Raw genomic sequence first — 23,433 nt, 5'->3', positions numbered from 1 at the left:
TCGATTCCGTGCGCGCCCCGGGCTCCATCGTGCGACGAATAGTATCGGGCGCCGGTGAGTCCTTCTTGAGGTCGCAGCGCGCGCCGATTCAACGCAGGATGCGACGTCGATCGCCGCACTCAGGACGTCCTGCGAAGGGCGCGCAACGCCCGCGCCAGCGCGCGCGCGGCGGACGCGTCGAGCGTCCCGCCCGCGTCCTCGACCAGCCGGCCGGACAGCACGGCGACGGTGGTTTCGAGCGGCACCGCTTCGGCCAGCGCCGGAGCGAGAGCGGCGTCGATGCGATCGAGCGCGAGGCGCAGCGTCTCGAGATCGGGGAGCGCAGCGGTTGCGGCCGCGCCGCGGGGCACCACCACGGCCTGCTGCGCGGCGACGGCCGCGCCGACGAGGGCGCGGGTCAGCGCGACGTACGGGGCAGGCGCGAGACCGAGCCGCACCGCCGCCTGCTCGGCACGCGCGAGCACGACCGCCTCGCGTGCGGGATCGACGATCGGCCGCCCGGCCGCCTGCTTCGCGGCGGCGATCGCCGGCATCAGCATCATGCGCCGCCCGACGAGATCGCACGCGTGCGCGGTCGCGGCCGGCATGGCGGCGTCGTCCGGCAGCCCGAAGCGTGCGCGCAGCGCCGGCAGGGTGCCGCCCTGCTCCGCCGCGCGCAGCCAGGTGTCGAGCTCGTCGGCGAGCGCCGCCGCGTCGGGCGGCAGCCAGTACGCCTTGCGGTCCCGGGCGAGCACGCGCGGCGCCTCGAGCGGCACGCCGGCGAGCTCGGGCGCGAGCGCCGCCGCCTCCAGCTCGTCGGTCACGATGCCGTCGACGCGGCCGTCGCGCAGCAGCATGCCGAGGGCGCGGTTGTCGTCGACCACGACGAGCCGCACGTCGGGCAGCGTCGCGCGGGCGACGCGCTCGAGATGACCGCCGCGATTCACGGCGACCGCCGGTGTCCGCGGCGCGGTGCGCCGGAGCAGCAGCACGGCCGCGGTGCGCACGACGGCGTCGGTGAAGCGTCCCTGCCAGAGCCGCTCGGGGCGGATCGTGACCCCGCTCATGGCGACGGCGAAGTCGCCGCGCGCGAGCGCCGCGGACAGGTCGGGCCAGCGGAACGGCACCAGCTCGAGCCGCCGTCCGCGCGCCCGCGTGAACGCCTCGGCCACGGCGACGTCGAAGCCGGTGAGCTCGCCGCCGGGCGCGCGCAGCGAGAACGGCGGATAGTCGCCGCTGCTGCCGACCCGCAGCGGCAGCGCGGACGGAGCGGGCGGCGGCACCGGGCGCGCGCACGCGGCCAGCACGAGCGCGAGGACGACGACGGCGGCTCGTCGCGTGCGGCGCCTCACACCCGCAGCAGCACGCCGCGCGCCGGGCGTCCCGTCGCCCGCGCCACCGCGGCGGCGTAGAGCGCGACCTGGCGGCGGTACTGCTCCACGCGCTCGCCCAGCTCGAGATCCGTCTTCCAGTCGATCACCGTCCATCCCGTCGGCTCCTCGAAGGCGGCGTCGATCACGCCCTCGACCAGCGTGCCGTCGTCGAGCCGCAGCAGCACCGGCGTCTCACGCCGGCACACCGTCGCCGCGGCGGCCCGGCGCAGCAACGGATGTGCGAGCGCCGCCAGCACCACGCGCGCGGCGGCCGTGACCTCGTCGGCCGCGGCCCCGAGGATGCGACCCTGGAGCACCGCCACCGCGTCGACGGTCGGCGCGTCGGCGTCGAGGGGGACCGCCGCGAGCACGGCGTGGACGAGCGTCCCGAAGCGCGTGCCGTGCGGCCGCGCGCCGGGCGCCCCGACGGCCTCGAGCCCGACGTCCTCGCCGCCGCGCGCATCGGCCGCGGCGCGCTCCGTCGCGGTGGTGACGACGAGGCTCGGCGTGCCGGCGGCGGCGCGCACCCGCGCGTGCGTCGCCAGCCATGCGGCGTGCGCCTCCACGCCGGCGTCGGAGCGCGCGCCGGACTCGTCGGCGCGCAGCAGCGCCTGCTGCTTCTGCCCCACCTTCTCCTCGACGCCGAGGCGCAGCGCCGACGGCGCCCACCACACGACGGCGTGGGTGCCGAGCGCCGGTCGGTGCAGCCCCGGCGCGACCGAGCCTTCGGGCCGCGGCACCCGATCCGAGCGCTCCACCACGCAGTCGCCGCGCAGCTCGGGACAGCCCGGCGGCTGCGTCTCCTCCGGCACGCGGCTGCGGTCGGCGGGCGGGTACAGGGCGGGCCACAGCGGCGACAGCCAGCTGTCGGCGAGGACGTCGCCCGGGCCGTCGCCGAGCGCGCCGACGACGAGCAGGTCGCGCGCGCGTGTGGCGGCGACGTAGAGAAGACGCACCGCCTCCTCGTGCTCGCGTGCCTGCTCCTCCTCGCGCGCGCTGGCCAGCTCCGCCGGCGCCGCCCCCGCGAGGCGCAGCGCGCAGAGGTTGCGCGCGGGGTCGACGTGACGCTGCGGCTCGAGCGGCGTCATGCTGGCGGTCGGATCGACCAGCATCACGACCGGGAACTCGAGGCCCTTCGCGCGGTGCACGGTCATGAGGCGCACGCCCTCGGTGCCGTCCTCGACGATCGGCGCCTCGCCCGCCTCGCCGTCCTCGGCGTCGCGCTCGAGACGTTCGACGAAGGCGCGGAACGAGGTGACGCCCTGCCGCTCCGCGCGCCGCGCCATGTCCATGAGGCGCGTGACGTTCGCCAGCGCCTGCTCGCCCGTCGGCCAGATCGCCAGCCCGGCGTGCGCGCGCACCGCGGCGAGCAGGCGGGCGATGGTGTCGGCGAGCGGCCGGCGGTTGCGCCGCCGGTGCAGGTCGCGCAGGACGGCGAGCGCGTCGGCCACCTCGACGAGCTCGGGCGGCAACGCGTCGGGCAGCCGGCGGAACGGGTGCAACGAGCCCATCGCCGCGCGCCAGGCCAGAAGCTGCGCGTCGGAGAGCGCGAACAGCGGGCCGCGCAAGGTGGCGAACAGGGCCAGCTCGTCGTCGGGCCGCTCGATCGCGCCGAGCGCGCTGCGCAGCGCCGCCACCTCCTCCCGGGCGTGGAACGAGCTGCCGCCGACCAGCACGTGCCGCAGGTGCCGCGCTTCGAGCGCGCGCACGTAGGGCCGCGTCACGTCGGCGCCCCACGAGCGCAGGCGGCGAAAGAGGAGACAGACGTGGCGCGGCTGCACCCGAACCTCCACCGTGGGCTGCTCGCGCTCGGTGACCGTCCAGCCGCTGTCGCGCACGAGCCAGTCGACGAACGCCGCCACCGCGTCGGGGAGCGACTCGTCGATCTTCCACTGCACGGCCTTGCCCCAGTCGCCGAACGGCTGCGGCGCCGGCAGCACGACGAGCGCGGGCTGCGTCGGATGGTCCGCACGGTGCGGCGCCAGCGGCACGTAGGCCGCCTGCGTGCCCGCCGCCGCCTCCATCGCCGGCCGCATCGCCGCGTTCACGGCCTCCTGGATGGCCGGCACGGAGCGGAAGCTCACCGTGAGGTGGAGGACGTCGGCGCCGGCGGCCAGCAGCCGGGCCTTCACGCCCTCGTAGAGCTGCACGTCGGCGCGCCGGAAGCGGTAGATCGACTGCTTCGGATCACCGACGAGGAAGAGCTTGCCCGGCACCGGCCGCACCCGCCGCCAGTCGGTCTCGGCGGGATCGTCGGCGGCGAGCAGGAGCAGCAGCTCGGCCTGGAGCGGATCCGTGTCCTGGAACTCGTCGACGAAGAGGTGCGTCCAGCGCCCCTGGAGCTCCGCGCGCGTGGCCGCGTCGTCGCGTACGAGGTCGCGGGCGCGCAGCAGGAGGTCGAGGAAGTCGAGGCAGCCGGCGCGCTCCTTGCGCTTCTCGTACGCGTCGACGACCGCCATGAGGTCGTCGCGCAGCCGCGGCGCGAGGTCGGCGCCGGCCGCACGCACGAACTCGTCGAGCGCGGCCTTCACGGCGTCGCGGCGGGCGACGAGCTGCTGCTTCGCGGTGTCGCCCGGACGCGGCCGCCACCCGCGCCAGCGCCAGTGCCGCTGGCGTGCGAGCCCGCCCAGCTCGGCCTCGAGCCCGTCCCAGTCGCGACCCGACGACGCCTCGCGCCGGCGCACGTCGTCGACGAAGCGCGCGACCTCGCGCAGCGAGCGCACGAAGTAGTCCTCGGGATCGCCCTGCGCGGCGCCGGCGCCGAGCGCTTCGAGCTCGCGCATCAGCTCGTCGATCGCCGCGTCGCGCGCGAACGGGTGCGGCGCCCACGCGGCGCGGAAGTCGCGCCACGCCGACAGCTCGCGGGCGGCGCTGCGCAGCTTCTGGCGCGGGCCGTCGTCGCTGCGCCCGCGCTGGCGCAGCACGCGCCGCACGCCCTCGCCCGGGCGGCCCAGCTGGCCCTCGAACCAGCGCTCGAAGACCTGCTCGAAGAGGGTCTCGGCGGTGTCGTCGGGCGCGACCTGGAACATCGGGTCGACGCGCGCGGCGACCGGCCGCTCGCGCAGCAGGTCGGCGCAGAACGAATGGATGGTCGCGATCCGTGCCAGCTCGAGCTGGGCGAGGGCGCGATCGAGGTTGGCGCGCGCCGCCGGCGGCGTCGCCGTGTCCTGGCGCGCGCGCTCGATGGCGGTGCGCAGGCGCAGCTTCAGCTCGCCCGCGGCGGCCTCGGTGAAGGTCACGGCGACCAGGCGATCGAGGCGCGTGCGCCCGGCGCACAGCGCCGCGACCATGCGCGCGACCAGCGCCGTCGTCTTACCCGTGCCCGCGGCGGCCTCGACCACGAGCGTGGTGTCGAGCTCGTCGCGGATGCGGTCGCGCGCGGCCTGGTCGGCGAGCGGCTCCGTGCTCACGACAGGGCCCGCAGCCGCAGCAGCGGGCCGAGCCGCTCCGCGGGCTTGAGACGCACGCGCTGCTCCTCCCACGGGCCGCACACCGCCTGGTAGTCGCACCAGCGGCAGGCGCGCTCGGCCGGGGCGGCGGGCAGGAAGCCGTCGCGCAGGGCGTCGCCGATGGTCGACACCACCGTGCCGACGACGTCGCGGCTCTGCGCGTCGAGCCGCACCTCACGGATCGTGTACTCGCCGGTGGACGTGCAGTAGTAGAGCCGGCCCGAGGTCACGGGCTCGCCCAGCACCTTCTCGGCCGCCAGCGCGTAGAGCAGCGGCTGGAGGATCTGTCCGCCGCCCACGACGACGCCCGCCGGCGCGGCGACCTTGCCGGTCTTGTGGTCGGTGACGCGCAGCTGGCCGCGCGGATGGCGCTCGACGAGGTCGATGGCCCCGCGCAGGCGCAGCGTCTCGGCGAGCACGGGCACCGGGTCGCCGCCGCTCGCCGGATCGGCGTGACGGCGGTCGCCGCGCGGCAGGCCGAACGCCAGCTCGAAGCGCTGCGGCACCCAGCCGTCCTCGGCGTCGGCCATGCGTCGCAGCCACTCGCGCAGGTCGGCGCGCAGCGCGTCGATGCCGTCCTGCCACACGCGCGGGATCGCCGGCTTGAGCGCGTCGTGGCGGCGCCCGGCCTCCTCGCCCAGCACCGCGTCGCCGACGGCGAACGCGGCGTCGAGACCCTCGGGCCGCAGCGGCAGGCTGCCCGCGTCGCGCAGCCGCGTCAGCACGCCGAACTGCACGTCGTGGAAGAGGCTGCCGCGCGTGAGCGGGTCCATCACGTCGAGCGCCACCGGCTCCTCGCGCGGCGCCAGCCGGTGCACGGCCTGGAGGAAGAAGCGGTACGGGCAGGCCGCGTAGTGCTGCAGCGCGGTGGGCGAGTACGAGCGCCGCTCGAGCTGATGCGGCGCCAGCATGGCGCGCGCGAGGTCGTCGGGATCGACGAGGCCGTCGGCGGGCGTCCAGCGCTTGATCCAGCGCCGCGCCCGGGCGCGCAGCGCGCGGGCGAGATGCGGATTGGCGGCGAGGAGATAGTTGGCCGTGCCGACGACGGTCGCCTCGTCGGCGTCGAGCAGCGGCGCCAGCAGCGTCAGGTCGTACTCGGCGGCGTCGATGGCGTCGTCGGGGCGCTCGGGCGCCGGCCAGCCGAGGCGCGCCGCGGCTTCGCGCTCGGCCTGCGCGGCCAGCTCGCCGAAGCCGGGCAGCTCGCCGAGGGCCGCCCGCAGCGCCTCCAGCGCGTAGAAGGACGCGACCCGCGGCCGCGCGCGCTCGACGTCGACGCGCGGGTACGAGAGGTGGACCCGCCGGCGTGCCGCACCCACCGCGAGCCGCAGCGCGAGCCGCTCGCCCGCCACGCGCTCGGGCTCGGTGGGCAGCTCGCGCGCGAGCGCCCGGCGCTGGGCGTCGAGCAGGATCGGATCCTCGACCAGCTTCGACGGAAAGAGGTTCTCGGCGAGGCCCGGCACGAGCACGACGTCGAAGGCGAGGCCGCGCGCGGCGCGCGTGGTGCCGACGAAGACGGCGCCGTAGCGGCGGCGCGGCGGCGGCTCGGTGAGGTCGCGCAGGCGAGGGCCGAGCACGAGCCGCACCTCGTCGAGGTCGACGGGTCCGACCGGCGCCATCGGCGCCAGCTCGGCGAGCGTCGCGAGCACCGGCGCGGGATCGCGCAGGGCGGCGGCGGCGAGCGCCGACAGCCGCTCGATCCAATCCCCCCAGCGCGCCGCGGGCGGCAGCGTGCCGAGGCGCTCGACGATCGGGATCGCGAAGGCGCGCAGATGGCCGAGGTCGGCGAGCTGCTTGTCGACACGCGCGGCGCGGGCCTCGTCTTCGTCCTCGAGCTCGGCGCGCTGGGCGCGCAGCTCGGCTTCGAGGCCGTCGAGGCGGCGCTGCCAGCGATCGAGGCCGCCGCCGATCACCGCCGCGTCGACGAGGAGCCGCTCCCAGCGCGGCGGCGCCCGCAGCGTGCCCGCGACCGCGCCGGCGGCGTCGGGATCGGCGAGCAGCCCGTCGTCGTCGTCCGGCGGCGGCGGCGGCGCGGCCGGGAGCAGCTCGTTCTCGGGCGGCACGTAGTCGGCGCGCGCCGGTGCGTCCGGGTCGGGCACCTGGCCGAGCGACAGGTATTCGGCGAAGCGGCGCGCCGAGCAGCCCTCGCCGGCGCACGCGAGCAGCGTCAGCAGGGCGCGGCCGCCGGGGTGCGGGCGGCGCGCGCCGCGCGCGAAGAAGAAGGGGATCTCGGCGCGGCCGAAGGCCTCCTCGAGGTGCGACGCGTACTGCGTCGGCGCGTGCAGCAGGACCGCCATGCGGTCGAACGGCGTGCCGGCCGCCGCCTCGGTCTGGATCGCGCGCACGATCTCGACGCACTCGCGCGCCTCGCCCGGCCAGGCACGCAGGTGGACGCCGTCGTCGAGGCGGCCGCGCGGCGGCATGCCCGCTGCGAAGAGGTGCTGCTGGAGCGCGGTGAGCGCGCCCGCGCCGCGCACCGGTAGCTGCGTCGCGGGACGGCGGAGCGCGCGCGCGATCCGCCGCTCGGCATCGGCGTCGCCGGTCGGAACGGTGGCGAGCACCGGCGCGCCGGTGCCGGCGAGGGCGCCGACGAGGGCCTCCTCGAGCGCCGTCGCGATCGGCAGGTCGAGGAGCAGGACCGGCAGGCCGATCGGCGCCGGCGCGGGCAGCGCGCGGGCGGCAGCGACGGCCGCCGCGAACATCGTGGCGCGATCGGCGAGCTGCGCCGCCGCCAGCTCGCCGGCGATCGCCGTGGCCAGCGCGGCGAGATCGGCCCCGCCGTGCGGCAGCGCCGCGAGCGCCGCGGGCCCGACGTCGTGCATGCGCAGCTCGGCGATCGTGCGCGCCACCGCGGGCGGGAAGCCCGGCCGGTCGGCGACCGGCGCGAAGAAGCGGAACGTCCCGGCCTCGTGCAGGCGATGCACGGCCCGCGCCGCGACGGCGGCCATGCCGAGCTCGGTCGCGGGCGCGAGGCCGTCGCGGGCGAGCGCCGGCGCCGCGAGGCGCGCGGCCAGGCGGTCGAGCGTGAGGCGCACGACACCGAAGCGCGCGCCCGCCGCACCGAGCTGCTGGCGCACGAGATCGTCGCACGCCTCCCAGGTGGGCGCGACCACGAGCACCTCGGCCGCGTCGCCGCGGGCACGCAGCCAGGTGCCGGCGGCGGCGACGCGCGCGGCCGCCGACGGCGCGCAGACGAGGCCGGTGTCGGGAACGACGTCGGCGCCACCACCCTGCGCCGGCGTCCCCGTTCCTCGCCGCCGTCCGCGCCCCGCCATCGCTCCTTCATCGCGCAGCAGCGGCGGAGCGGCAAGGGCGAACGGCGTCGGCGGCTGGCGTCAGCGTCTGGGCGCGCGGGTCGTGCGGCGGCGCTCCTTCTCGGCCGCCGCCTGCTGCTCGCGCTCCCACGCCGCCGGCGTCGGCGCACGCTGCTCCTCGGCCCAGGCGTCGCGATGGCGCAGCATCGGCACGTGCGCGTCCCAGCAGGACACGGAGCAGAACGCCAGCGCGACGCGCGGGCGGTTGCAGGTGGACACGTTGCAGACCCAGTAGGTCGCGACGAACGGAATCTCCTTCTTGCAGGTCGAGCAGCGCTTCCAGAAGGCGGCCGGGATGCCCATGCGACGAGTGTGTGGGGCGGCCGCCGCGCGAGCAAGCGGGGCGGCGCAGATCGCGCCCCCGGGCGGCGGGTCACGATGCGAACAGCGCCTCGCAGCCGGTGCCGGCGAGGAGGGCGTCGAGCGCGTGGCGGTCGGCGTCGGCGAGCGCGGCGCGGCCGTCGCGCAGCCAGCCGAGGCACTTCTTCTGGTAGGGGAACGGCGGCTGCGTCCACGGCCGGCCGTCGATGGTCGCGGTCACGCGCTCGGCGCCGCGCGCGACGGCGTCGGCGTTGGCGAGCAGGAACGGCACGTAGACGCGGCCGACCTCGACGAGGAGCGCGCGCACCGTGTCCGCAACGGCGTCGCGCCGCAGCCACTGGTCCTCGTGCGGCGCGAGCCCGGAGAGATCCTCGACGACGTCGACCCAGGCGACGACGCGCGGCGCGAGGTCGAGCGCGATCGCGCGCGACGTCGGGTCGAAGCCGGCGAGCTGCGTCAGCTGGCCGTAGAGCGCGAAGTCGCCGGCGCCGGGCCGGCCGCCCATCACGAAGCGCGCCTCGGCGAGCCGCGCGTCGAGCAGCGCGAGCAGGCGGCGGTACGAGTCCTCGATCACCGGCGCCGTCCGGGGGTTCGAGCCGACGACGCCGAGCCGCCCGACCTGGCGCGCGCCGAACGCCTCGCCCATGGCGACGAGGTCGGCCTCGGGCGCCTGCCCATGCGCCCATCGAGGCAGCAGGCGCTGCGCGTGCGCCACGTCGGGCGCGAACGCCCAGCGGTAGTGGAACATCGCCTTCGTCAGCCACTCGTCGGCGTAGTCCTCGAGCAACGCGTCGACGAACGCGACCACGGGATCCGCGGGCACGACGCGACGGCCGGTGTGCGTCGCCTCCAGGTGGCGGATCAGCGGCGTCGAGTCGGTGTGCGCCGCCGGAGTGCCGTCCGCCCCGGGGAGGATCAGCTGCGGCAGCAGCTCGACCCGCGGCCGCGGCAGGCCGCGCGCCTCGGGCGACAGCGCCGTCACCCACACGTGGGGGATGCGGCGATAGCGCAGCACCGCGCGCAGCTTGCGGCTGTAGGGCGAGCCGGGCATTCCGACCATGGTGAGCGGCTGATCGTGCATGACGGGCGTCTATTGGCACGGCTGGTGCCAGGAGGAAACCCGAGTGCGGAACCCGAGTGCGTCGGACGGTCGCGGCGACGCGGCGGTCGGCGCGGGGTTCCATGGACGTCCTCCCTCCGGGCGGCGGGACGCCACGGTCCCGCCGCCCATCGCGCCCCTCCCTATTCGAGCGTGTCCATCGCCGCCTGGGCGGCGGCGAGATTCGCTTCGACCGCCGTCATGCACGATGCCGACACGTGGCGGCGCTTCGCCGCCTTCGTGAGCATGTGCTCGACGCCGTCGATCTGCTTGCCGGCGCGGCGCATCGCCTTCGTCCACGCCGTCCCGCCCCTGGCGTCGGCGGCATCGAGCCGATGCTGGAGGCTACGCATCCGCTTGCGCAGCTGTTTTCGCACGCCGGCGCTGGCCGTCGTGGAGTCGCAGCCGCTCGCGGCAGCCGCCTCGCCGAGCGTACAGTCGACGAGCGCGACGCCCGCGAGGCCGTCGCACGCCGCCGTCGTCGCCTCGGTCGTGCTCGTGGTGGTCGTCGGCAGCGGCGTCGTCACCGTGGTCGTGGTGGAGGCGCCGGGGACCGTCGTGGAGGTCGTCGTGCTGGTGCTGGTGGTCGTCGTGGTCGTGGTGGGAACGACCGGCAGCTGCGGCACCGTGGGATCGCACTCCCCGCTCGACGAGGGCAGCGACGTGAGGATCGCCACCACGCCCCGATCGAGCACGTCGCCGGTGAGCGGGTTCGACGTCAGGTCACGCACCGGCACCGTCACGAGGCCGTCGGGTGTGAGCGGGCACGAGCAGCATTCGGCCAGCTGCTGGTCCGCCGCGAACACGTAGAGGTTCGCACAGAGCGTGCCCGGCTCCACGACGCCGGGCCGCGCCGCGGCGTCGCGCTCGGGCCGGCAGTAGCAGCGACCTGCGCCGCTGCCGTTGTCCACGATCGCCGCACAGCGACCCGTGAGCTCGTCGAGCTCGCTCGGGCTCAGCGTGGTTTCCTGGAACGGCGTCTCGGTGACGGCGCTCGCCGACCCGTCCGGCGTGATCTCGACGTGGGCGCCCCACGCCTTCAGGCCGATGCTGCCCGGGTTGGTGATGCGGACGTCGCCGTCGAGGCTCTTCGCCGTCGGCGAGCCGGCGCACGCGAAGCGGTCCACGGCGAAGATACCGCTCGGCAGCGTCTGGGCGCGCGCGCGCGGGCTCGCGCAGACGACGGCGAGCGCCGCGGCGGCCACGGCGGCCGCACGGGACTCAGGGTGCATCCGGAACATGGCGGTGCCCTCCTTTCTCCGAGGTCGGAGCCGCGGCGGGCGACGTGCCCGCGCAGACCCCCGACGTCGCGCTCACGGGTGTCCCTCGGACGGGCACTCGCAGACGCCGTGGCCGCTGCCGTTGCCGAGGATGTCGCCGCAGCGACCGACCATGGAATCCAGCTCGTCGGCACTGAGCGCCGCCGGCGTGAACGCGGTCTCGGTCAACGCGCCCGAGCCCTGGATGTGGGTTCCCCAGGCGAGCAGCGTCGGCGTCGGCGTCGGCGCCGCGGCGTTGCAGCGCAGGTAGCTGTGGCCGCTGCGGCCGGTCTCCACCGTGCCGGTGGACGAGAGGATCTTGACGACGCCCGACGGGAAGGGGTCGTCGGTGAGCGGATTCGAGGTGAGGTGCCGGTTCACCGACAGCGTGACGAGACCGTTCGGCGTCACGGGACAGCCGCAGCACTCGGCGAGCTGCTGGTCGGGCCGGAACACGTAGATCATGGCGCAGAGGTCGCCGTTGGTCGGATCCGCGAGCGTCGGCGCACCCTGCGTGCCGGGGTTCGTGATGCGTACGCTCGCATCCTGGAAGTTGGAGCCCGACGGATCCGCGCTCGCCTGATCCCACCCGTACGCGTGATCGAAGTAGTTGAGGCTGAACACGTCCGTCTGCTGCGCCACCGCGGGTGCCGTCCACTGGCCGAGCGCGAGCGCCACGGCCGCCATCGCCGCAATCGTCTTGTGTGTCATCGCTCCTCCCTTTCTGTGTTGGTGGTCCCTTCGGCGGGGAGCGCCCGCAGGCACGTCCCGCGCCGGTGCCTCCGATGGCCACGCGGCCGGGCGTCGCAGCCCAGGCGGCGACGCCAGCGCCACGCGACCTGCGGGCGGCAAAGAGCACTCGGCGTGCCACGACGCGGACGACGACGTGACGCGAGGATGCGGCGCCGCGCCGGAAGATCGCTACGGGGCGCCGCCCCTCGCCAGAGGCGAAGTGCCCCGGTGCCGGCGCCCGCCGAAGACCCCGGCCGTCGCGATGGCGAGGAGGAGCGACGCAGCCGGACGGCGCGAGGCCGCCCGAGATCTGGTGGTGAAGCTCGGACTCGCGACTAGCAAGTGAGCAGACGGGCTGGCCTGCGAGACGCTCGTCCGGTGGACGGGGGCGTGGCGGAGCCGTTCGTGCCCAGAAACGGGAACCGGCCGGAGCGGGTCGCCCGCGGCGCCGGGGCCAGGCGCCGCCGGCGCGTCAGTCGACGAGCGTGAGCGCCTGCCGCGGACAGCGGCGCACGGCGAGATCGACCTTCGCGCGCAGCGCCTCGTCGACGGGATCCGTCTTCACGCGGGCGAGATCGTCGTCACCCACGACGAAGACCTCGGGCGCGACGTGCGAACACACGGCGTTGCCCTCACAGAGCCCGGGGTCGACGATCACGCGCATGGGGCGCCATGTGCCGGCATCGCCGCCGTCGGGTCAAGACGACACACGTCCCGGATCGGGCCACTCGTCGGGAGCGAGACGGCCCTCGAGCCGACGCACGACCGCGTCGGCCGCGGACGGACCAGCGGCGGCGAGCCGTTCGCGGACGGTGCGCTCGAGCGCATCCGCGTACTGCTCGCGCGCTTCGCCGAGCAGCGTCTCGAGCCGGCGCGAGGGCAGCAGCGCGCGCAGCGCCGCCGGCGGCAGATGCAGGTTCTTGCTCTTCTCGCCGATCCAGTCGCGCCCGAGCCACCACCCGGCGCCGGCGACGACGAGGCCGCCGACGCCGCCGAGCACGAGCCCGATCGGCCCGCCCGCGACGCCGGCCAGCAGGTGCACGTGCGCGAGCAGCGCGAGCCCGCCGCCGCCGCCGAGCGCGGCGCCGAGGGGTGCCGCCGCGATGCTGGCGGCGGCGCCCGCGAGATCGGCGACGTCGGTCGCCAGCGCCATACCGACGCCCGGGGCGGCGACCTGCGGCGCCGTCGTGTCCCAGCGCACCTCGCCGTCGAGACGGCTGCCGCCGCGGCGGACCACGCACGCCTGGACGGCACGCACGAAGTCGTCGTGCGCGTCCTCGGCGTGGGCGGCGAGCGTCGCGCCGTAGGCGTCCGCGCGCGCATGCACGTCGGCCTCGAGGTCGGCGATGCGGCCGCCGCGGACGCGGAACGCGGCCAGCGCCGGCGCGATGCGGCCGTCGAACAGCTCCTCGCACGCCGTCTGCGCGAGCGATCGCGCCGTCGCGCGCGCGGCCTCGTCGACGCAGCCGACGACCCCGTCGCGGAGATCGCGCAGCCAGCGCTCGCGGCGGCGCGCGGCCTGCACCAGCGCGCGCACCCAGTCGGCGTCGAGCGGCACGGCGATCGCCGCGGCCTGCCGCCGCGCCGACGCCGCCGAGAGCGCGGCGGCCACGAGTCGCGGGAGGACGGCGAAGAGGAGCGCGGTCAGCGCGAAGAGATGGATCCACGGCGCCGCCGGCGCACCCTCGGACCGCAGCAGCAGCGCCGGATCGAGCGGGCCGGTGAACGTCCGCCCGGCGAGCAGGGCCGCGGGGCCGAGGACGAGGCGCACGACGGTGCCGGCGCCCTCCGGATCGCGCACGAAGGTGCTGCGCCAGACGACGTCGTATTGGAGGAACACGCCGCGCACGTAGACGCCGGCGATCGCCCCGACGACGAGCGCCAGCGCGCCCGCGTGCAGGACGAGGCGCGTGCGTACGCCGAGCAGCGGCGCCGCGGCGTCCCGCCACGACGCCCAGAAGCGCTCCGCGATCGCGCGCAGCTCGGCCGCGGCGAGACCGGCGGCCGCGGCGCGCTCGCGCTGCAGCGCCATCCACGCCGCCGGCCAGAGCGGCGACAGCACGCGTCGCACGAGCCAGGGCAGGCGCGGCAGGGAGCCACGCAGCGCCGGCATCGCCGGCGGCGTGGCGCGCGGGCGGCGGCGCCAGGCGACGCGCACGAGCGGTCCGAGCACGACCACGAGCACGTTCCACGCCACCAGCACGAGCAGCGGATTCCACAGCACCGACACCGCGCCCGACGGCCCGAACGAGTTCGCGACCGCGCCGAGCACGAGCCCGGCGGCGACGAGCACCCACAGCGCCCGCCCGGGCGCCCGCGCCAGCCCTTCCAGCGCGCGCACCGCCGGCGGCAGGCGCCCGACGAGGAAGCTCGCGCGTCGGACCAGCCAGGCGGCTTCGTCGTCGACGTGGCCCGCATGCGCGAAGGCGGCGGCCTGCACGTCGGCGGTGAGGGCCGGCGCCTCGGTCTCGACGGCGTGGACCAGGAGGACGCGGGCGGCGTCGGCGTCGTTCATCGGGTCGGGCCACCGTGCCACACGCGCCCGCCGGACGAAACGCGCGTTCGCTTCCTTGACACCACGCGCACGGGGACCCTATGCGGGCCGCATGTCCGCGGCCCCGCCGCCGATGAACTTCCTCGACGTGGACTTCTACCTGTCCGATCCGTGGCAGGCGTACGCGTGGCTGCGGCGCGAGGCGCCCGTCTGGTGGGACGCGGCGAACGGCTTCTGGGTCGTCGCCCGCCACGCCGACGTCGCCTACGTGTCGACGCACCCGGAGCTGTTCTGCTCGTCGCAGGGCTATCGGCCCAACGTCGGCCCTGACCCGTCGCTGATCTCGCTCGACCCGCCGCGCCACACCGAGACGCGGCGCCTCGTCAACAAGGGCTTCACGCCGCGCATGGTGGCGCAGCTGGGGCCGCACGTGCGCGACATCGTCGCGCGTACGCTCGACGCGCTGCCCGCGAGCGGCACGTGCGACTTCGTCGCCGAGGTCGCGATGCCGCTGCCGATGCTCGTGATCGCCGAGCTGCTCGGCTACCCGCAGGAGGACTGGCGGCGCCTCCAGCACTGGTCCGACGAGATGAACGTCGGCGACGCGTCGAAGCCGCTCGAGAGCGTCATCCAGGCGTACCAGGAGTTCTGCGAGTACCATCGGCCCGTCGCCGCCGCGAAGGCGATCCGGCCGGGCGAGGACCTCGTCTCGAAGCTGCTCGCCGGCGAGGTCGACGGCCACCGGCTCGACGCCGACGACGTGCTGCGCACCGCACTGCTGCTCCTCGTCGGCGGCAACGAGACCACGCGCAACACGGTGTCGGGCGCGATGCTCGCGCTCAGCCGGCATCCCGCGCAGCGCGCCGCGCTCGCCCTCGACCCGACCCTGCTGCCGACGGCGATCGAGGAGTTCCTGCGCTGGGTGACGCCGATCATGAACTTCCGGCGCACCGCCACCCGCGACCTCGAGCTCGGCGGCGCCCGCATCCGCGCCGGCGAGCAGGTGGTGATGCTCCACGGCTCGGCGAACCGCGACGAGTCGGTCTTCCCCGACGCCGACGTCTTCGACGTGCGGCGCGATCCGAACCCCCACCTCGCGTTCGGCGTCGGCACGCACTTCTGCCTCGGTGCCAACCTGGCCCGGCTCGAGATCCGCGTGCTCTTCGAGGAGCTGCGGCGGCGCTTCCCGGACATGCGCGTGCCCGAGGCGGCGCGCGCCGAGCGCTATCCGTCCACCTTCATCCGCGGCTGGTCGACGATGCCGGTCGTGTACACTCCCGAGGAGCGTGCTCATGCCTGACCTCTCCGGCCGCGTGGCCCTCGTCACCGGCGGCGGCAGCGGCATCGGCCTCGGCTGCGCGCAGGCCTTCGCCGACGCCGGCGCCCGCGTCGCCCTCATGGGCCGCGACGAGGGCCGCCTGGCCGGCGCCGTCGCCGCGCTCGGCGCCGAGCGCGCCGCCGCCTTCGCGGGCGACGTCGGCGTCGAAGCCGATGTCGAGCGGGTCGTCGGCGAGGTCGTCGCACGCTTCGGGCGGCTCGACGTGGCGCTGAACGCCGCCGGCACCGGCTCGCTCGCGCCGGTCACCACCCACCCGGCCGACGAGTGGGCACGCGTCATGCGTACGAACCTCGACGGCACGTTCCACTGCGTGAAGCACCAGGGCGCGGCGATGGTGGCGGGCGGTCGCGGCGGATCGATCGTCAACGTCTCGTCGATCGCGGGCGCCCTCACCCACCGGCTGATGAGCGCCTACTGCGTCTCGAAGGCCGGGCTCGAGATGCTCACGCGCTGCGCCGCCGACGAGCTCGGCGAGCACGGCGTGCGTGTGAACGCGATCCGGCCGGGGCTGGTTCCGACCGACCTCGCGACGCCGCTCACCAGCGTCCCCGCGGTCGTCGAGAACTACCGCGATCTCATGCCCCTGCGTCGCCTGGGCAGCGCCTGGGACATCGGCCGTGCGGCGCTCTATCTCGCCAGCGACGACGCCGGCTGGGTCACCGGCCAGGTGCTGTCCGTCGACGGCGGACACACGCTGCGCATGGGCCCCGACGTCGCGCTGATGTTCCGCTGAGCGCACCCCCGTCGCGCACGCGAGCGATGCACCGGCGCCGCGTGCTTGCCTCTTGTGAAACATGTGTTTTAAACGTTCGTTCGTGACCCGTCGCGACCCCGGACGCACCCGCAAGAAGCTCCTCGACGCGGCGGCGCAGCTGTTCGCGGCGCACGGGTTCCACGGCACGACGGCGCGCGAGATCGCGGAGCGCGGCGGCGTGAACCTGGCGGCGGGCCACTACCACTTCGGCTCCAAGAAGGACCTCTACCTCGAGGTGCTGCGGGCGCAGTTCGCGCGCATCCAGGCGACGATGGCGGCCCGCGGCGCGCTGCCGCCGTCGGACGTGAAGCGGCTGTCGCGCGCCGAGGCGCGCACCACGCTGCGCAACCGCGTGCAGGTGATGCTCGATCTCCTGCTCGGCCCGCCGATCGGGCTGCACGGCACGCTGATGCAGCGGGAGATGACCGATCCGAGCGAGGCGCTGCCCGTCATCGTCGACGAGTTCGTCGCGCCGCAGATGGACGAGCTCTGCCGGCTGATCCGCTGCCTCGCGCCGCAGCTCGACGCCGAGACGGTCGACCGCTGCGCGCGCAGCATCGTCGCGCAGGTCGTCTTCTACCGCTTCTGCATGCCGGTGGCGCTGCGCATCCTCGGCTGGAAGCGCTACCCCGAGGGCTTCGCACGGGACATGGCCGAGCACATCACCGCGTTCTCGCTCGGCGGCCTGGCGGCGGTGCGCCCGCGACGGAGGCTCCGTGCGCCGCGGTGAGCTGGTCCTCGTCGCGAGCGCCGCGCTGGCGCTCGCCGCCTGCGGCCCCGTCGCCGTGCTGACGAAGCCCGAGGGCGACGGCGGCTGGTCGGTGCAGCGCCGCCAGGCGGAGCTGGCGGCCCGCGCCGCCGCCGCGGCCGTACCGCTGGACGGCGGCGCCGGCGACGAGGCGCCCGTGCCGGCTGGCCCGCTCGCGCTCCCCGACGTCGTCGAGCTGGCCGCGCAGCGCAATCGGCGCATCCTCGAGGCGCGCTACGCGCTCGACGCCGCCGGGGCGCGCGTACGCGACGCGCGCGGCCGCCTGCTCCCCGCGACCACCGGCACGGGCCGCTACACCTGGTACACGGACCCGCTGACGACGGCGATCGAGCTGCCGCCCGGCCTGCTGCCGCCGGGGGCGATCCCGCCCGTGGTCGCGATCCGCGAGGCCGAGGTCGGGCGCGTGTCCGGCACCGTCGCCGTGCCGCTCGACCTCAGCGGCGAGCTGTGGACGGCGCTGCGCTCGGCGCAGGCCGGCTACCGCGGCGAAGCCGCGCGCCTCTGGGCGACCACGCTGCAGGAGCAGCTGGTCGCCATCCGCGCGTACTTCGGCCTGCTCGAGGCGCAGCGCCTGCGGCTCGTCACGCGCGGCCGCATCGCCGCGCAGGAGGAGCAACGGCGCACGGCGCAGGCGCGCTACGACGCCGGCCGCCTCACGCGCAACGAGCTGCTCGTCGTGCAGGTGGCGCTGAGCGAGGTGCAGCAGGAGCTGGTGGCGCGCGAGCTCGCCGTCGACCAGTGGCGCTGGGCGCTGAACGATGCCACCGGCCGGCCGGTCGACGCGCCCACCGAGGTGCAGGACGTCCTCGGCGAGCCGGCGCTGCCGGCCGCCGACGCCGCGCTCGCGGACGCGTTCGCCCACAACCCGGTGCTGGCGTCGCTGCTCGAGGAGCAGCAGCGGCTCGAGGAGGCGGCGCGCTCGCTCGCCCGCAGCCGCCTGCCGCGCTTCGAGGGCGGCGGCTCGATCGACTGGACGAGCGAGCAGATCGTCCAGCCGGACACGATCGGCGGCGGCTACGTGGGCTTCTCCTGGGACCTCGGCACCGACGGCCGCCGCGAGGCCCGCCTCGCCGAGGCGCGCATCGAGGCCGACCGCAACCGCACCGCCATCGAGCGCGAGCTGCGCGGGCTCGAGAGCGCCGTGCGGCAGACGCGGCGGGCGGTCGAGGAGCGGCTCGCGGCGCTGGCCGCCGCGCGCACCGCGGTCACGCAGGCCGACGAGAACCTGCGCATCCGCCAGCAGCAGTTCGAGTCCGGCCGCGCCACCAGCGAGGACGTCCTCGATGCCGAGACCCGCCTCGCCGCCCAGCGCGCCACGCTCGCGACGGCGCTCTACCAGGCGCACACGCGCCGCGCGGAGCTCCAGCAGCTGCTGGGTCTGCCGCTCGCCGCGCTCGCCGCGACCACGAGGTAGCGTCATGCCGAAGCGCGCCGTCGTCATCGTCGTCCTGCTCCTCGCCGCCGTCGCCGCGGTGGCCTGGCTCCGCCGCGACGGCGGGCCGCACCGCTACACCGGCTTCGTCGAGGGCGAGGAGCGCGTGATCCGCAGCGAGGTCACCGGCCGCGTCCTCGACGTCGGCTTCCGCGAGGGCGCGTCGCTGGCCGCGGGCGCGGTGCTCGCGCGCCTCGACGACCGCGACGTGGCCGCGCGCGAGGCGGCGAAGCGAGCCGAGGTCGACATGCTCGACGCGCAGATCCGGCGCCAGGGGGAGCAGGTCACGCTCGTCGGGGAAACCTGGGTCCGCCAGCGCGACGCGACCGCCGCCGACGTCCGCCAGGCCGAGGCCGCGGCGGCGCTCGCCGAGCGCACCTACGCACGCGAGGAGGAGCTGGCGCGTACCGGCGCCAGCACGCGCCAGCTGCTCGACGACCAACGCAGCGCCCGCGACCAGTCGCGCAGCGCGCTCCAGCGCGCCCGCGAGATGCTCGGGCGGGCACAGGCGGAGGAGCGCGAGATCGCGCTGGCCCGCCATCAGCTCGACGTGCTGCGCGAGCAGCGCGCGGTGACGGCGGCGCAGCTCGACGAGCTCGTCGTCCTGCGCAGCAAGTTCACCATCCACGCCCCCGCCGTGCCCACCGTCGCGCAGACGCAGCTGGTGTGGCCGGGCGAGCTGGCCCAACCGGGAACGCCGGTCGCCGCGGTGCTCGATCCGAAGGACACCTACGTGCAGCTCTACGTCCCCGTCGCCGACGTCGCGGCGTTCCGGCTCGGGCGCAAGGTCGAGGTCGAGCTCGACAGCCGGCCGGGACAGCGGCTCGCGGGCGAGGTGTCGTTCGTCGCCGACCAGGCCAACTTCACGCCGGAGAAGATCGAGACGCGCGACGACCGCCTCGGCCAGGTGTACCGCGCCAAGATCACGCTCGCCGACGCCCAGGGGCTCCAGCCCGGAACGGAAGGCGACGTCTACCTCGTGGGGGAATGAGCGAGCCGCTCGTGCATCTCGTGCGGCTGCGCAAGCGCTTCGGCGCCCGCGTCGCGCTGGCCGGCGTCGATCTGCGGGTCGAGGCACCGGAGATCCTGGGCGTCGTCGGCCCCGACGGCGCCGGCAAGACGACGCTGCTGCGCGCCCTCGCGGGGCTCCTCGAGGTGGAGGCCGACGTCGCCTGCGTGCTCGGCGAGGACCTGCGCGGCGACGTGCAGGCGCTGAAGGCGCGCGTCGGCTACGTGCCGCAGGTCTTCAGCCTCCACCGCGACCTCTCCGTCGAGGAGAACCTGCGCTTCACCGCGACGCTGCACCGCCTCTCCGCCGACGAGTTCGCGGCCCGCAGCCGCGAGCTCCTGACGCGCACGGCGCTGGAGCCGTTTCGCGCCCGGGCGGCGGGGGCGCTCTCCGGCGGCATGAAGATGAAGCTCGCGGTCGCGAACGCGCTGCTGCCGCGTCCCGACCTGCTGGTGCTCGACGAGCCTACCGCCGGCGTCGACGTCGTCGCGCGCGGCGAGATATGGGAGCTGCTCACCGAGGTGCGGCGCGACGCCCTCGTCGTCCTCTCGACGAGCTACCTCGACGAGGCTGCCGGCTGCGATCGCCTGCTCTACCTCGACGACGGCCGCCCGATCGCGACCGGCACGCCCGCCGAGCTGCGTGCCCACATCGGCCTCGAGCTGTACCGCGTGTGGACCGACGACGCCCGGGCCGCGGCGACGGCGGCGCGCGCCCTGCCCTACGTGCGCGGCGCCCGCGTGACCGGCCGCGCGACACGCATCGAGGTGCCGGTCGCACGCTCGCCCGGCGCGGCCCGCGTCCTGGCCGACCTCGCCGCCCTGCCCGGCGCACGCGTGCGCTTCGTCGAGCCGCTCGCGATCGACATGGAGTCGACGCTGCTCGCGCTCTCGAACGACTCCGCCGGAGCGCCGCCGTGACCGACGACGCGGCCATCGTCCGCACCGAGGGGCTGACGAAGCGCTTCGGCGACTTCACGGCGGTGGACGCGCTCGACCTGCACGTCGAGCGCGGCGCGATCTTCGCGTTCCTCGGCGGCAACGGCTCGGGGAAGAGCACGACGATCCGCATGCTGATCGGTCTGCTCCACCCCACGGCCGGCACGATCCGGGTCGACGGCGTCGACGTCCGCCGTGATCCGCGCGCGGTGCGCGATCGCATCGGCTACATGGGCCAGAAGGTCAGCCTGTATCAGGGGCTCACGCTGCTCGAGAACGTCGAGTTCTACGCCGGCCTGTTCGGCCTCGAGGGCGACGGGCTGACGCGGCGGTGGGACGCGCTGCGCGCGCGCTTCGCGCTCGCCGAGGCGGAGGACGAGCGGCCCGAGAACCTGCCCGCCGGCATCCGGCAGCGCGCGGGCCTCGCGGTCAGCATGCTGCACGCGCCGCGGCTGCTCTTCCTCGACGAGCCGACGGCGGGGGTCGACGTCCGCAGCCGCGCGCTCTTCTGGGAGGTGATCCACGAGGAGGCGTCGCGCGGGGTCACGGTCTTCGTCACCACCCACTTCCTCGAGGAGGTCGAGTACTGCGACTGGGTGTCGTTCATCGATGCCGGCCGCCTCGTCGCCGACGCCACGCCCGAGGCGCTGCGCGAGCGGTTCTCGGACGGCTATCGCGTGACGGTGACGCTGCCGGCGCCGGATCGCGACGCCGCCGCGGCGCGGCTGCGCGACGCGGGCTTCACGGTCACCGGCGACGCGGACGGCCTCGTGGCGCACGCCCCGGGGCTCGGCGACGCGCGGCTCGCCGTCCTCGCGGCGCTCCAGCACGCGACGCCCGGCGCCGTGCGGATCGAGCAGCCCTCGATGCTCGACGTGTTCCGCCGCGTGCTGGAATCCGCCGCGGCCGCCCCCAGCGGGAGCGCCGCATGAGCTGGCGTCGCCTGCGCACGCTGCTGCGCCGCGAGACCCGGGCCACGCTGCGCGATCCGTTCACCATGACGACGCTCGTCCTCGTGCCCATCCTCGCACTGCTCGCCTTCAGCTTCGTGCTCTCGACCGAGGCGACAGGCCTGCGCCTCGCGGTGCTCGACGGCGACCACTCCCCGCAGAGCCGGCGCCTCCTCGCCGACCTCGCCGCCGGCGACACGTTCACGCCCGAGCTGGTCCGCACACGCGCCGAGATCGACGCCCGCCTGCGCTCGGGACGCACCAGCGCGGGCCTGGTGATCCCCCCCGATTTCGGCCGCCGGCTGCTGGCGGGCGGGCCGACGCCCGAGATCGAGGTGATCTACGACGGCGCCGAGGCGGTCCTCGCCGGCAACGCCGAGGCCTCGCTCCAGGGCATCGTCGCCTCGACCGGCGCGCGCCTCGGCGGGACCCGCGGCGGCAGCGGCATCGCCGTCACGACCGGCGTCTTCTTCAACCCGAAGCTGTCGGGCACGCCGTTCATGGTCGCCGGCGTGTTCGGCTTCGTCCTGTCGTTCCTGACCACGCTCATCACCGCCGTCGCCGTCGTCAACGAGCGTCTCGCAGGCACGTTCGACCAGCTCCAGGTGACGCCGGCGACGTCGCTCGAGATCTTCCTCGGCAAGCTGCTGCCGATGGGCGCGGTGTTCGCGCTCGACGTGGTGCTGATGGTGGTCGTCGCGGGGCTGCTGCTCAGGGTGTGGCCGGCGGGCAGCGTCGCCTTCTTCGTGATCGTCTCGTCGTTCTACGTGCTGACGTCGCTGGCGCTGGGGCTCATCTTCTCGGCGACGTCGGCGACGCCGGCCGAGGCGGTGCAGAAGACCGTGCTCTTCAGCATCCCGCTGGTGCAGCTCTCGGGCTTCGCGTTCCCCATCCGCAACATGCCCGTGCCGCTCCAGTGGGTGACCGAGCTGTTTCCGGCGACGCACTACATCCGCGTGAGCCGCGGCGTCTACCTGCGCGGCGAGGGGCCGCTCGACCTGCTGCCGGAGCTCGCGATCCTCGCCGTCTTCAGCGTCCTGCTGCTCGGCGCGGCGCTGCGCACGCTGGGGACGCGGGCGTGATCCGCCTGCGGCGCATGCTGGCGAACGTGGGCGCCGTCGCCTACCGCGAGGCGACCGTGCTGCGTCACGACCGCGGCTTCCTCAGCACGGTGCTGGCGCAGCCGATCGTGATGCTGCTGCTGTTCGGGCTCGGGCTCTCCAATACGCCGGCGAACGTGCCGTGGGCGGTGGTCGACCGCAGCCAGAGCGGGCCGTCGCGCCGCCTGGTCGAAGAGATCCGCACGACCGGCTATTTCCTCGCCCCGACGCCGGTCGACGGCTACGAGCGGGCCCGGGCCATGCTCGAGCGCGGCGACCTCGTGGCGGTGGTCGTGATCCCGCGCGACTTCCGGCGCGCGCTCCTGCGCGGCGACGCCGCCGTCCAGGTGCTGCTCGACGGCAGCGACCCGCTCTCGTCGGCGCGCGTGGGCGCGTACGTCGCGCAGGCGGTGCAGGCCTTCGCCCCCGCGCGCGACGCCCCGGTGCGCGCGCGGGAGCCCGAGCCGCGGCCGCCGGCGGGGCCGATCGACGTCCGCCAGCGCTTCCGTTACAACCCGACGCTCGCCGACCGGGACTTCTTTCTCGCCACCCTCGCCGGGGTGCTGCTGACGAACCTCTGCCTCAGCGTGACGGCGCTCGGCATCGTCGGCGAGCGCGAGTCGGGGACCTTCGAGCAGGTCCTGTCGCTGCCGACGACGCCGCTCGAGATCGTGCTCGGCAAGCTCGTCCCGCTCGTCGTCGTGAGCTACGTCCTGCTCGCGATCGCGATCCTCGGCGCCGGGCTGGCGTTCGGCATCTGGCCGCGCGGCAGCCTGGTCGCGCTCGGCATCGTGACCCTGCCGTTCGTGCTCGCGTCGCTGGCGATCGGCGTGTTCGTGTCCGCGTTCGCGCGCAGCTCGGTGCAGGCGGTCTTCCTGACCGTGTTCTTCATCCTGCCGTCGTTCGTGCTCTCGGGCGTCATGTTCTCGTACGAGCTGATGCCGCCCGCCATCCGCGTCGCCGGCACGGTGCTGCCGCTGCGCTGGTACCAGATCGCGCTCCGCCGCATCTTCGCGCGCGGCGGCGACCTCGGCGACGTGGTCGTGCCGATGCTGGCGATGCTGGCGATCTTCGCCGTCCTGCTGGCCGCGATCCGCTGGCGACTGAAGCCGCGGCTGGCGTAGC

The 23,433-nt window shown here is 75.6% G+C and carries 18 protein-coding genes; 9 read left to right on the top strand and 9 right to left on the bottom strand.

Going from position 1 to position 23,433, the window contains the following annotated elements; translation table 11 throughout:
* Positions 1-119: 119 nt before the first annotated feature.
* From KIT14_09690 to KIT14_09650, 9 genes are all read right to left on the bottom strand, one after another.
* The gene (locus KIT14_09690; GenBank protein MCW5890812.1) at positions 120-1,262 is read right to left on the bottom strand and encodes a transporter substrate-binding domain-containing protein; all 1,143 of its coding nucleotides are present in this window, start codon (positions 1,260-1,262) and stop codon (positions 120-122) included.
* Positions 1,263-1,327: 65 nt separating this feature from the next.
* The gene (locus KIT14_09685) at positions 1,328-4,762 is read right to left on the bottom strand and encodes a UvrD-helicase domain-containing protein (GenBank protein ID MCW5890811.1); all 3,435 of its coding nucleotides are present in this window, start codon (positions 4,760-4,762) and stop codon (positions 1,328-1,330) included.
* Positions 4,759-8,073: a PD-(D/E)XK nuclease family protein gene (locus KIT14_09680; GenBank protein ID MCW5890810.1), complete on the bottom strand. Its 3,315-nt coding sequence runs from the start codon at positions 8,071-8,073 to the stop codon at positions 4,759-4,761. Before KIT14_09680 ends, KIT14_09685 begins: the two co-directional genes overlap by 4 nt.
* Positions 8,074-8,133: 60 nt before the next feature.
* The gene (locus KIT14_09675) at positions 8,134-8,415 is read right to left on the bottom strand and encodes a hypothetical protein (protein MCW5890809.1); all 282 of its coding nucleotides are present in this window, start codon (positions 8,413-8,415) and stop codon (positions 8,134-8,136) included.
* A 70-nt stretch (positions 8,416-8,485) separates the two neighbouring features.
* Positions 8,486-9,514, bottom strand: coding sequence for a glutathione S-transferase C-terminal domain-containing protein (locus tag KIT14_09670; protein ID MCW5890808.1), 1,029 nt, complete (start codon positions 9,512-9,514; stop codon positions 8,486-8,488).
* Between the two features lie 161 nt (positions 9,515-9,675).
* Positions 9,676-10,773, bottom strand: a complete 1,098-nt coding sequence (locus KIT14_09665) for a hypothetical protein (protein ID MCW5890807.1) — start codon at positions 10,771-10,773, stop codon at positions 9,676-9,678.
* A gap of 72 nt (positions 10,774-10,845) precedes the next feature.
* The gene (locus tag KIT14_09660) at positions 10,846-11,502 is read right to left on the bottom strand and encodes a hypothetical protein (GenBank protein MCW5890806.1); all 657 of its coding nucleotides are present in this window, start codon (positions 11,500-11,502) and stop codon (positions 10,846-10,848) included.
* Positions 11,503-11,995: 493 nt separating this feature from the next.
* Positions 11,996-12,187 (bottom strand): ferredoxin, encoded by a 192-nt coding sequence (locus KIT14_09655; GenBank protein ID MCW5890805.1) that lies wholly within the window; start codon positions 12,185-12,187, stop codon positions 11,996-11,998.
* A 33-nt stretch (positions 12,188-12,220) separates the two neighbouring features.
* Positions 12,221-14,038, bottom strand: a complete 1,818-nt coding sequence (locus KIT14_09650; GenBank protein MCW5890804.1) for a DUF2868 domain-containing protein — start codon at positions 14,036-14,038, stop codon at positions 12,221-12,223.
* Positions 14,039-14,129: 91 nt separating this feature from the next.
* Between KIT14_09650 and KIT14_09645 the strand changes: the two genes are divergently transcribed.
* The 9 genes from KIT14_09645 to KIT14_09605 all read left to right on the top strand — a co-directional run bounded on the left by KIT14_09645 (position 14,130) and on the right by KIT14_09605 (position 23,432).
* Positions 14,130-15,317, top strand: coding sequence for a cytochrome P450 (locus tag KIT14_09645; protein MCW5890803.1), 1,188 nt, complete (start codon positions 14,130-14,132; stop codon positions 15,315-15,317).
* Positions 15,310-16,089, top strand: coding sequence for an SDR family oxidoreductase (locus tag KIT14_09640; GenBank protein MCW5890802.1), 780 nt, complete (start codon positions 15,310-15,312; stop codon positions 16,087-16,089). The genes KIT14_09645 and KIT14_09640 overlap by 8 nt, the downstream gene beginning before the upstream one ends.
* 82 nt (positions 16,090-16,171) lie before the next feature.
* On the top strand, positions 16,172-16,840 hold the full coding sequence (locus KIT14_09635) for a CerR family C-terminal domain-containing protein (protein ID MCW5890801.1): 669 nt from the start codon (positions 16,172-16,174) through the stop codon (positions 16,838-16,840).
* On the top strand, positions 16,827-18,293 hold the full coding sequence (locus tag KIT14_09630; GenBank protein MCW5890800.1) for a TolC family protein: 1,467 nt from the start codon (positions 16,827-16,829) through the stop codon (positions 18,291-18,293). Before KIT14_09635 ends, KIT14_09630 begins: the two co-directional genes overlap by 14 nt.
* Before the next feature lie 4 nt (positions 18,294-18,297).
* Positions 18,298-19,302, top strand: a complete 1,005-nt coding sequence (locus KIT14_09625; GenBank protein MCW5890799.1) for an HlyD family efflux transporter periplasmic adaptor subunit — start codon at positions 18,298-18,300, stop codon at positions 19,300-19,302.
* Positions 19,299-20,240, top strand: coding sequence for an ABC transporter ATP-binding protein (locus KIT14_09620; protein ID MCW5890798.1), 942 nt, complete (start codon positions 19,299-19,301; stop codon positions 20,238-20,240). The genes KIT14_09625 and KIT14_09620 overlap by 4 nt, the downstream gene beginning before the upstream one ends.
* On the top strand, positions 20,237-21,190 hold the full coding sequence (locus KIT14_09615; GenBank protein MCW5890797.1) for an ABC transporter ATP-binding protein: 954 nt from the start codon (positions 20,237-20,239) through the stop codon (positions 21,188-21,190). Before KIT14_09620 ends, KIT14_09615 begins: the two co-directional genes overlap by 4 nt.
* A complete protein-coding gene (locus tag KIT14_09610) occupies positions 21,187-22,290 on the top strand; it encodes an ABC transporter permease (GenBank protein ID MCW5890796.1) in 1,104 nt (367 codons plus the stop codon). The genes KIT14_09615 and KIT14_09610 overlap by 4 nt, the downstream gene beginning before the upstream one ends.
* A complete protein-coding gene (locus KIT14_09605) occupies positions 22,287-23,432 on the top strand; it encodes an ABC transporter permease (GenBank protein MCW5890795.1) in 1,146 nt (381 codons plus the stop codon). Before KIT14_09610 ends, KIT14_09605 begins: the two co-directional genes overlap by 4 nt.
* Position 23,433 lies beyond the last annotated feature (1 nt).

The organism is bacterium, assembly GCA_026129405.1.
Classification (GTDB): Bacteria; Desulfobacterota; Binatia; order DP-6; family DP-6; genus JAHCID01.
Note: the sequence above shows the minus strand (reverse complement) of the source record. Positions and strands in the feature narration are given on the sequence as shown.

What these genes read in the sequence shown, in the direction of transcription:
- KIT14_09655 (MCW5890805.1), bottom strand. Translation starts at nt 12,187, where the DNA reads ATGCGCGTGATCGTCGACCCCGGGCTCTGTGAGGGCAACGCCGTGTGT.
- KIT14_09665 (MCW5890807.1), bottom strand. Translation starts at nt 10,773, where the DNA reads ATGTTCCGGATGCACCCTGAGTCCCGTGCGGCCGCCGTGGCCGCCGCG.
- KIT14_09610 (MCW5890796.1), top strand. Translation starts at nt 21,187, where the DNA reads ATGAGCTGGCGTCGCCTGCGCACGCTGCTGCGCCGCGAGACCCGGGCC.
- KIT14_09650 (MCW5890804.1), bottom strand. Translation starts at nt 14,038, where the DNA reads ATGAACGACGCCGACGCCGCCCGCGTCCTCCTGGTCCACGCCGTCGAG.
- KIT14_09675 (MCW5890809.1), bottom strand. Translation starts at nt 8,415, where the DNA reads ATGGGCATCCCGGCCGCCTTCTGGAAGCGCTGCTCGACCTGCAAGAAG.
- KIT14_09680 (MCW5890810.1), bottom strand. Translation starts at nt 8,073, where the DNA reads ATGGCGGGGCGCGGACGGCGGCGAGGAACGGGGACGCCGGCGCAGGGT.
- KIT14_09640 (MCW5890802.1), top strand. Translation starts at nt 15,310, where the DNA reads ATGCCTGACCTCTCCGGCCGCGTGGCCCTCGTCACCGGCGGCGGCAGC.
- KIT14_09645 (MCW5890803.1), top strand. Translation starts at nt 14,130, where the DNA reads ATGTCCGCGGCCCCGCCGCCGATGAACTTCCTCGACGTGGACTTCTAC.
- KIT14_09670 (MCW5890808.1), bottom strand. Translation starts at nt 9,514, where the DNA reads ATGCACGATCAGCCGCTCACCATGGTCGGAATGCCCGGCTCGCCCTAC.
- KIT14_09660 (MCW5890806.1), bottom strand. Translation starts at nt 11,502, where the DNA reads ATGACACACAAGACGATTGCGGCGATGGCGGCCGTGGCGCTCGCGCTC.
- KIT14_09620 (MCW5890798.1), top strand. Translation starts at nt 19,299, where the DNA reads ATGAGCGAGCCGCTCGTGCATCTCGTGCGGCTGCGCAAGCGCTTCGGC.
- KIT14_09625 (MCW5890799.1), top strand. Translation starts at nt 18,298, where the DNA reads ATGCCGAAGCGCGCCGTCGTCATCGTCGTCCTGCTCCTCGCCGCCGTC.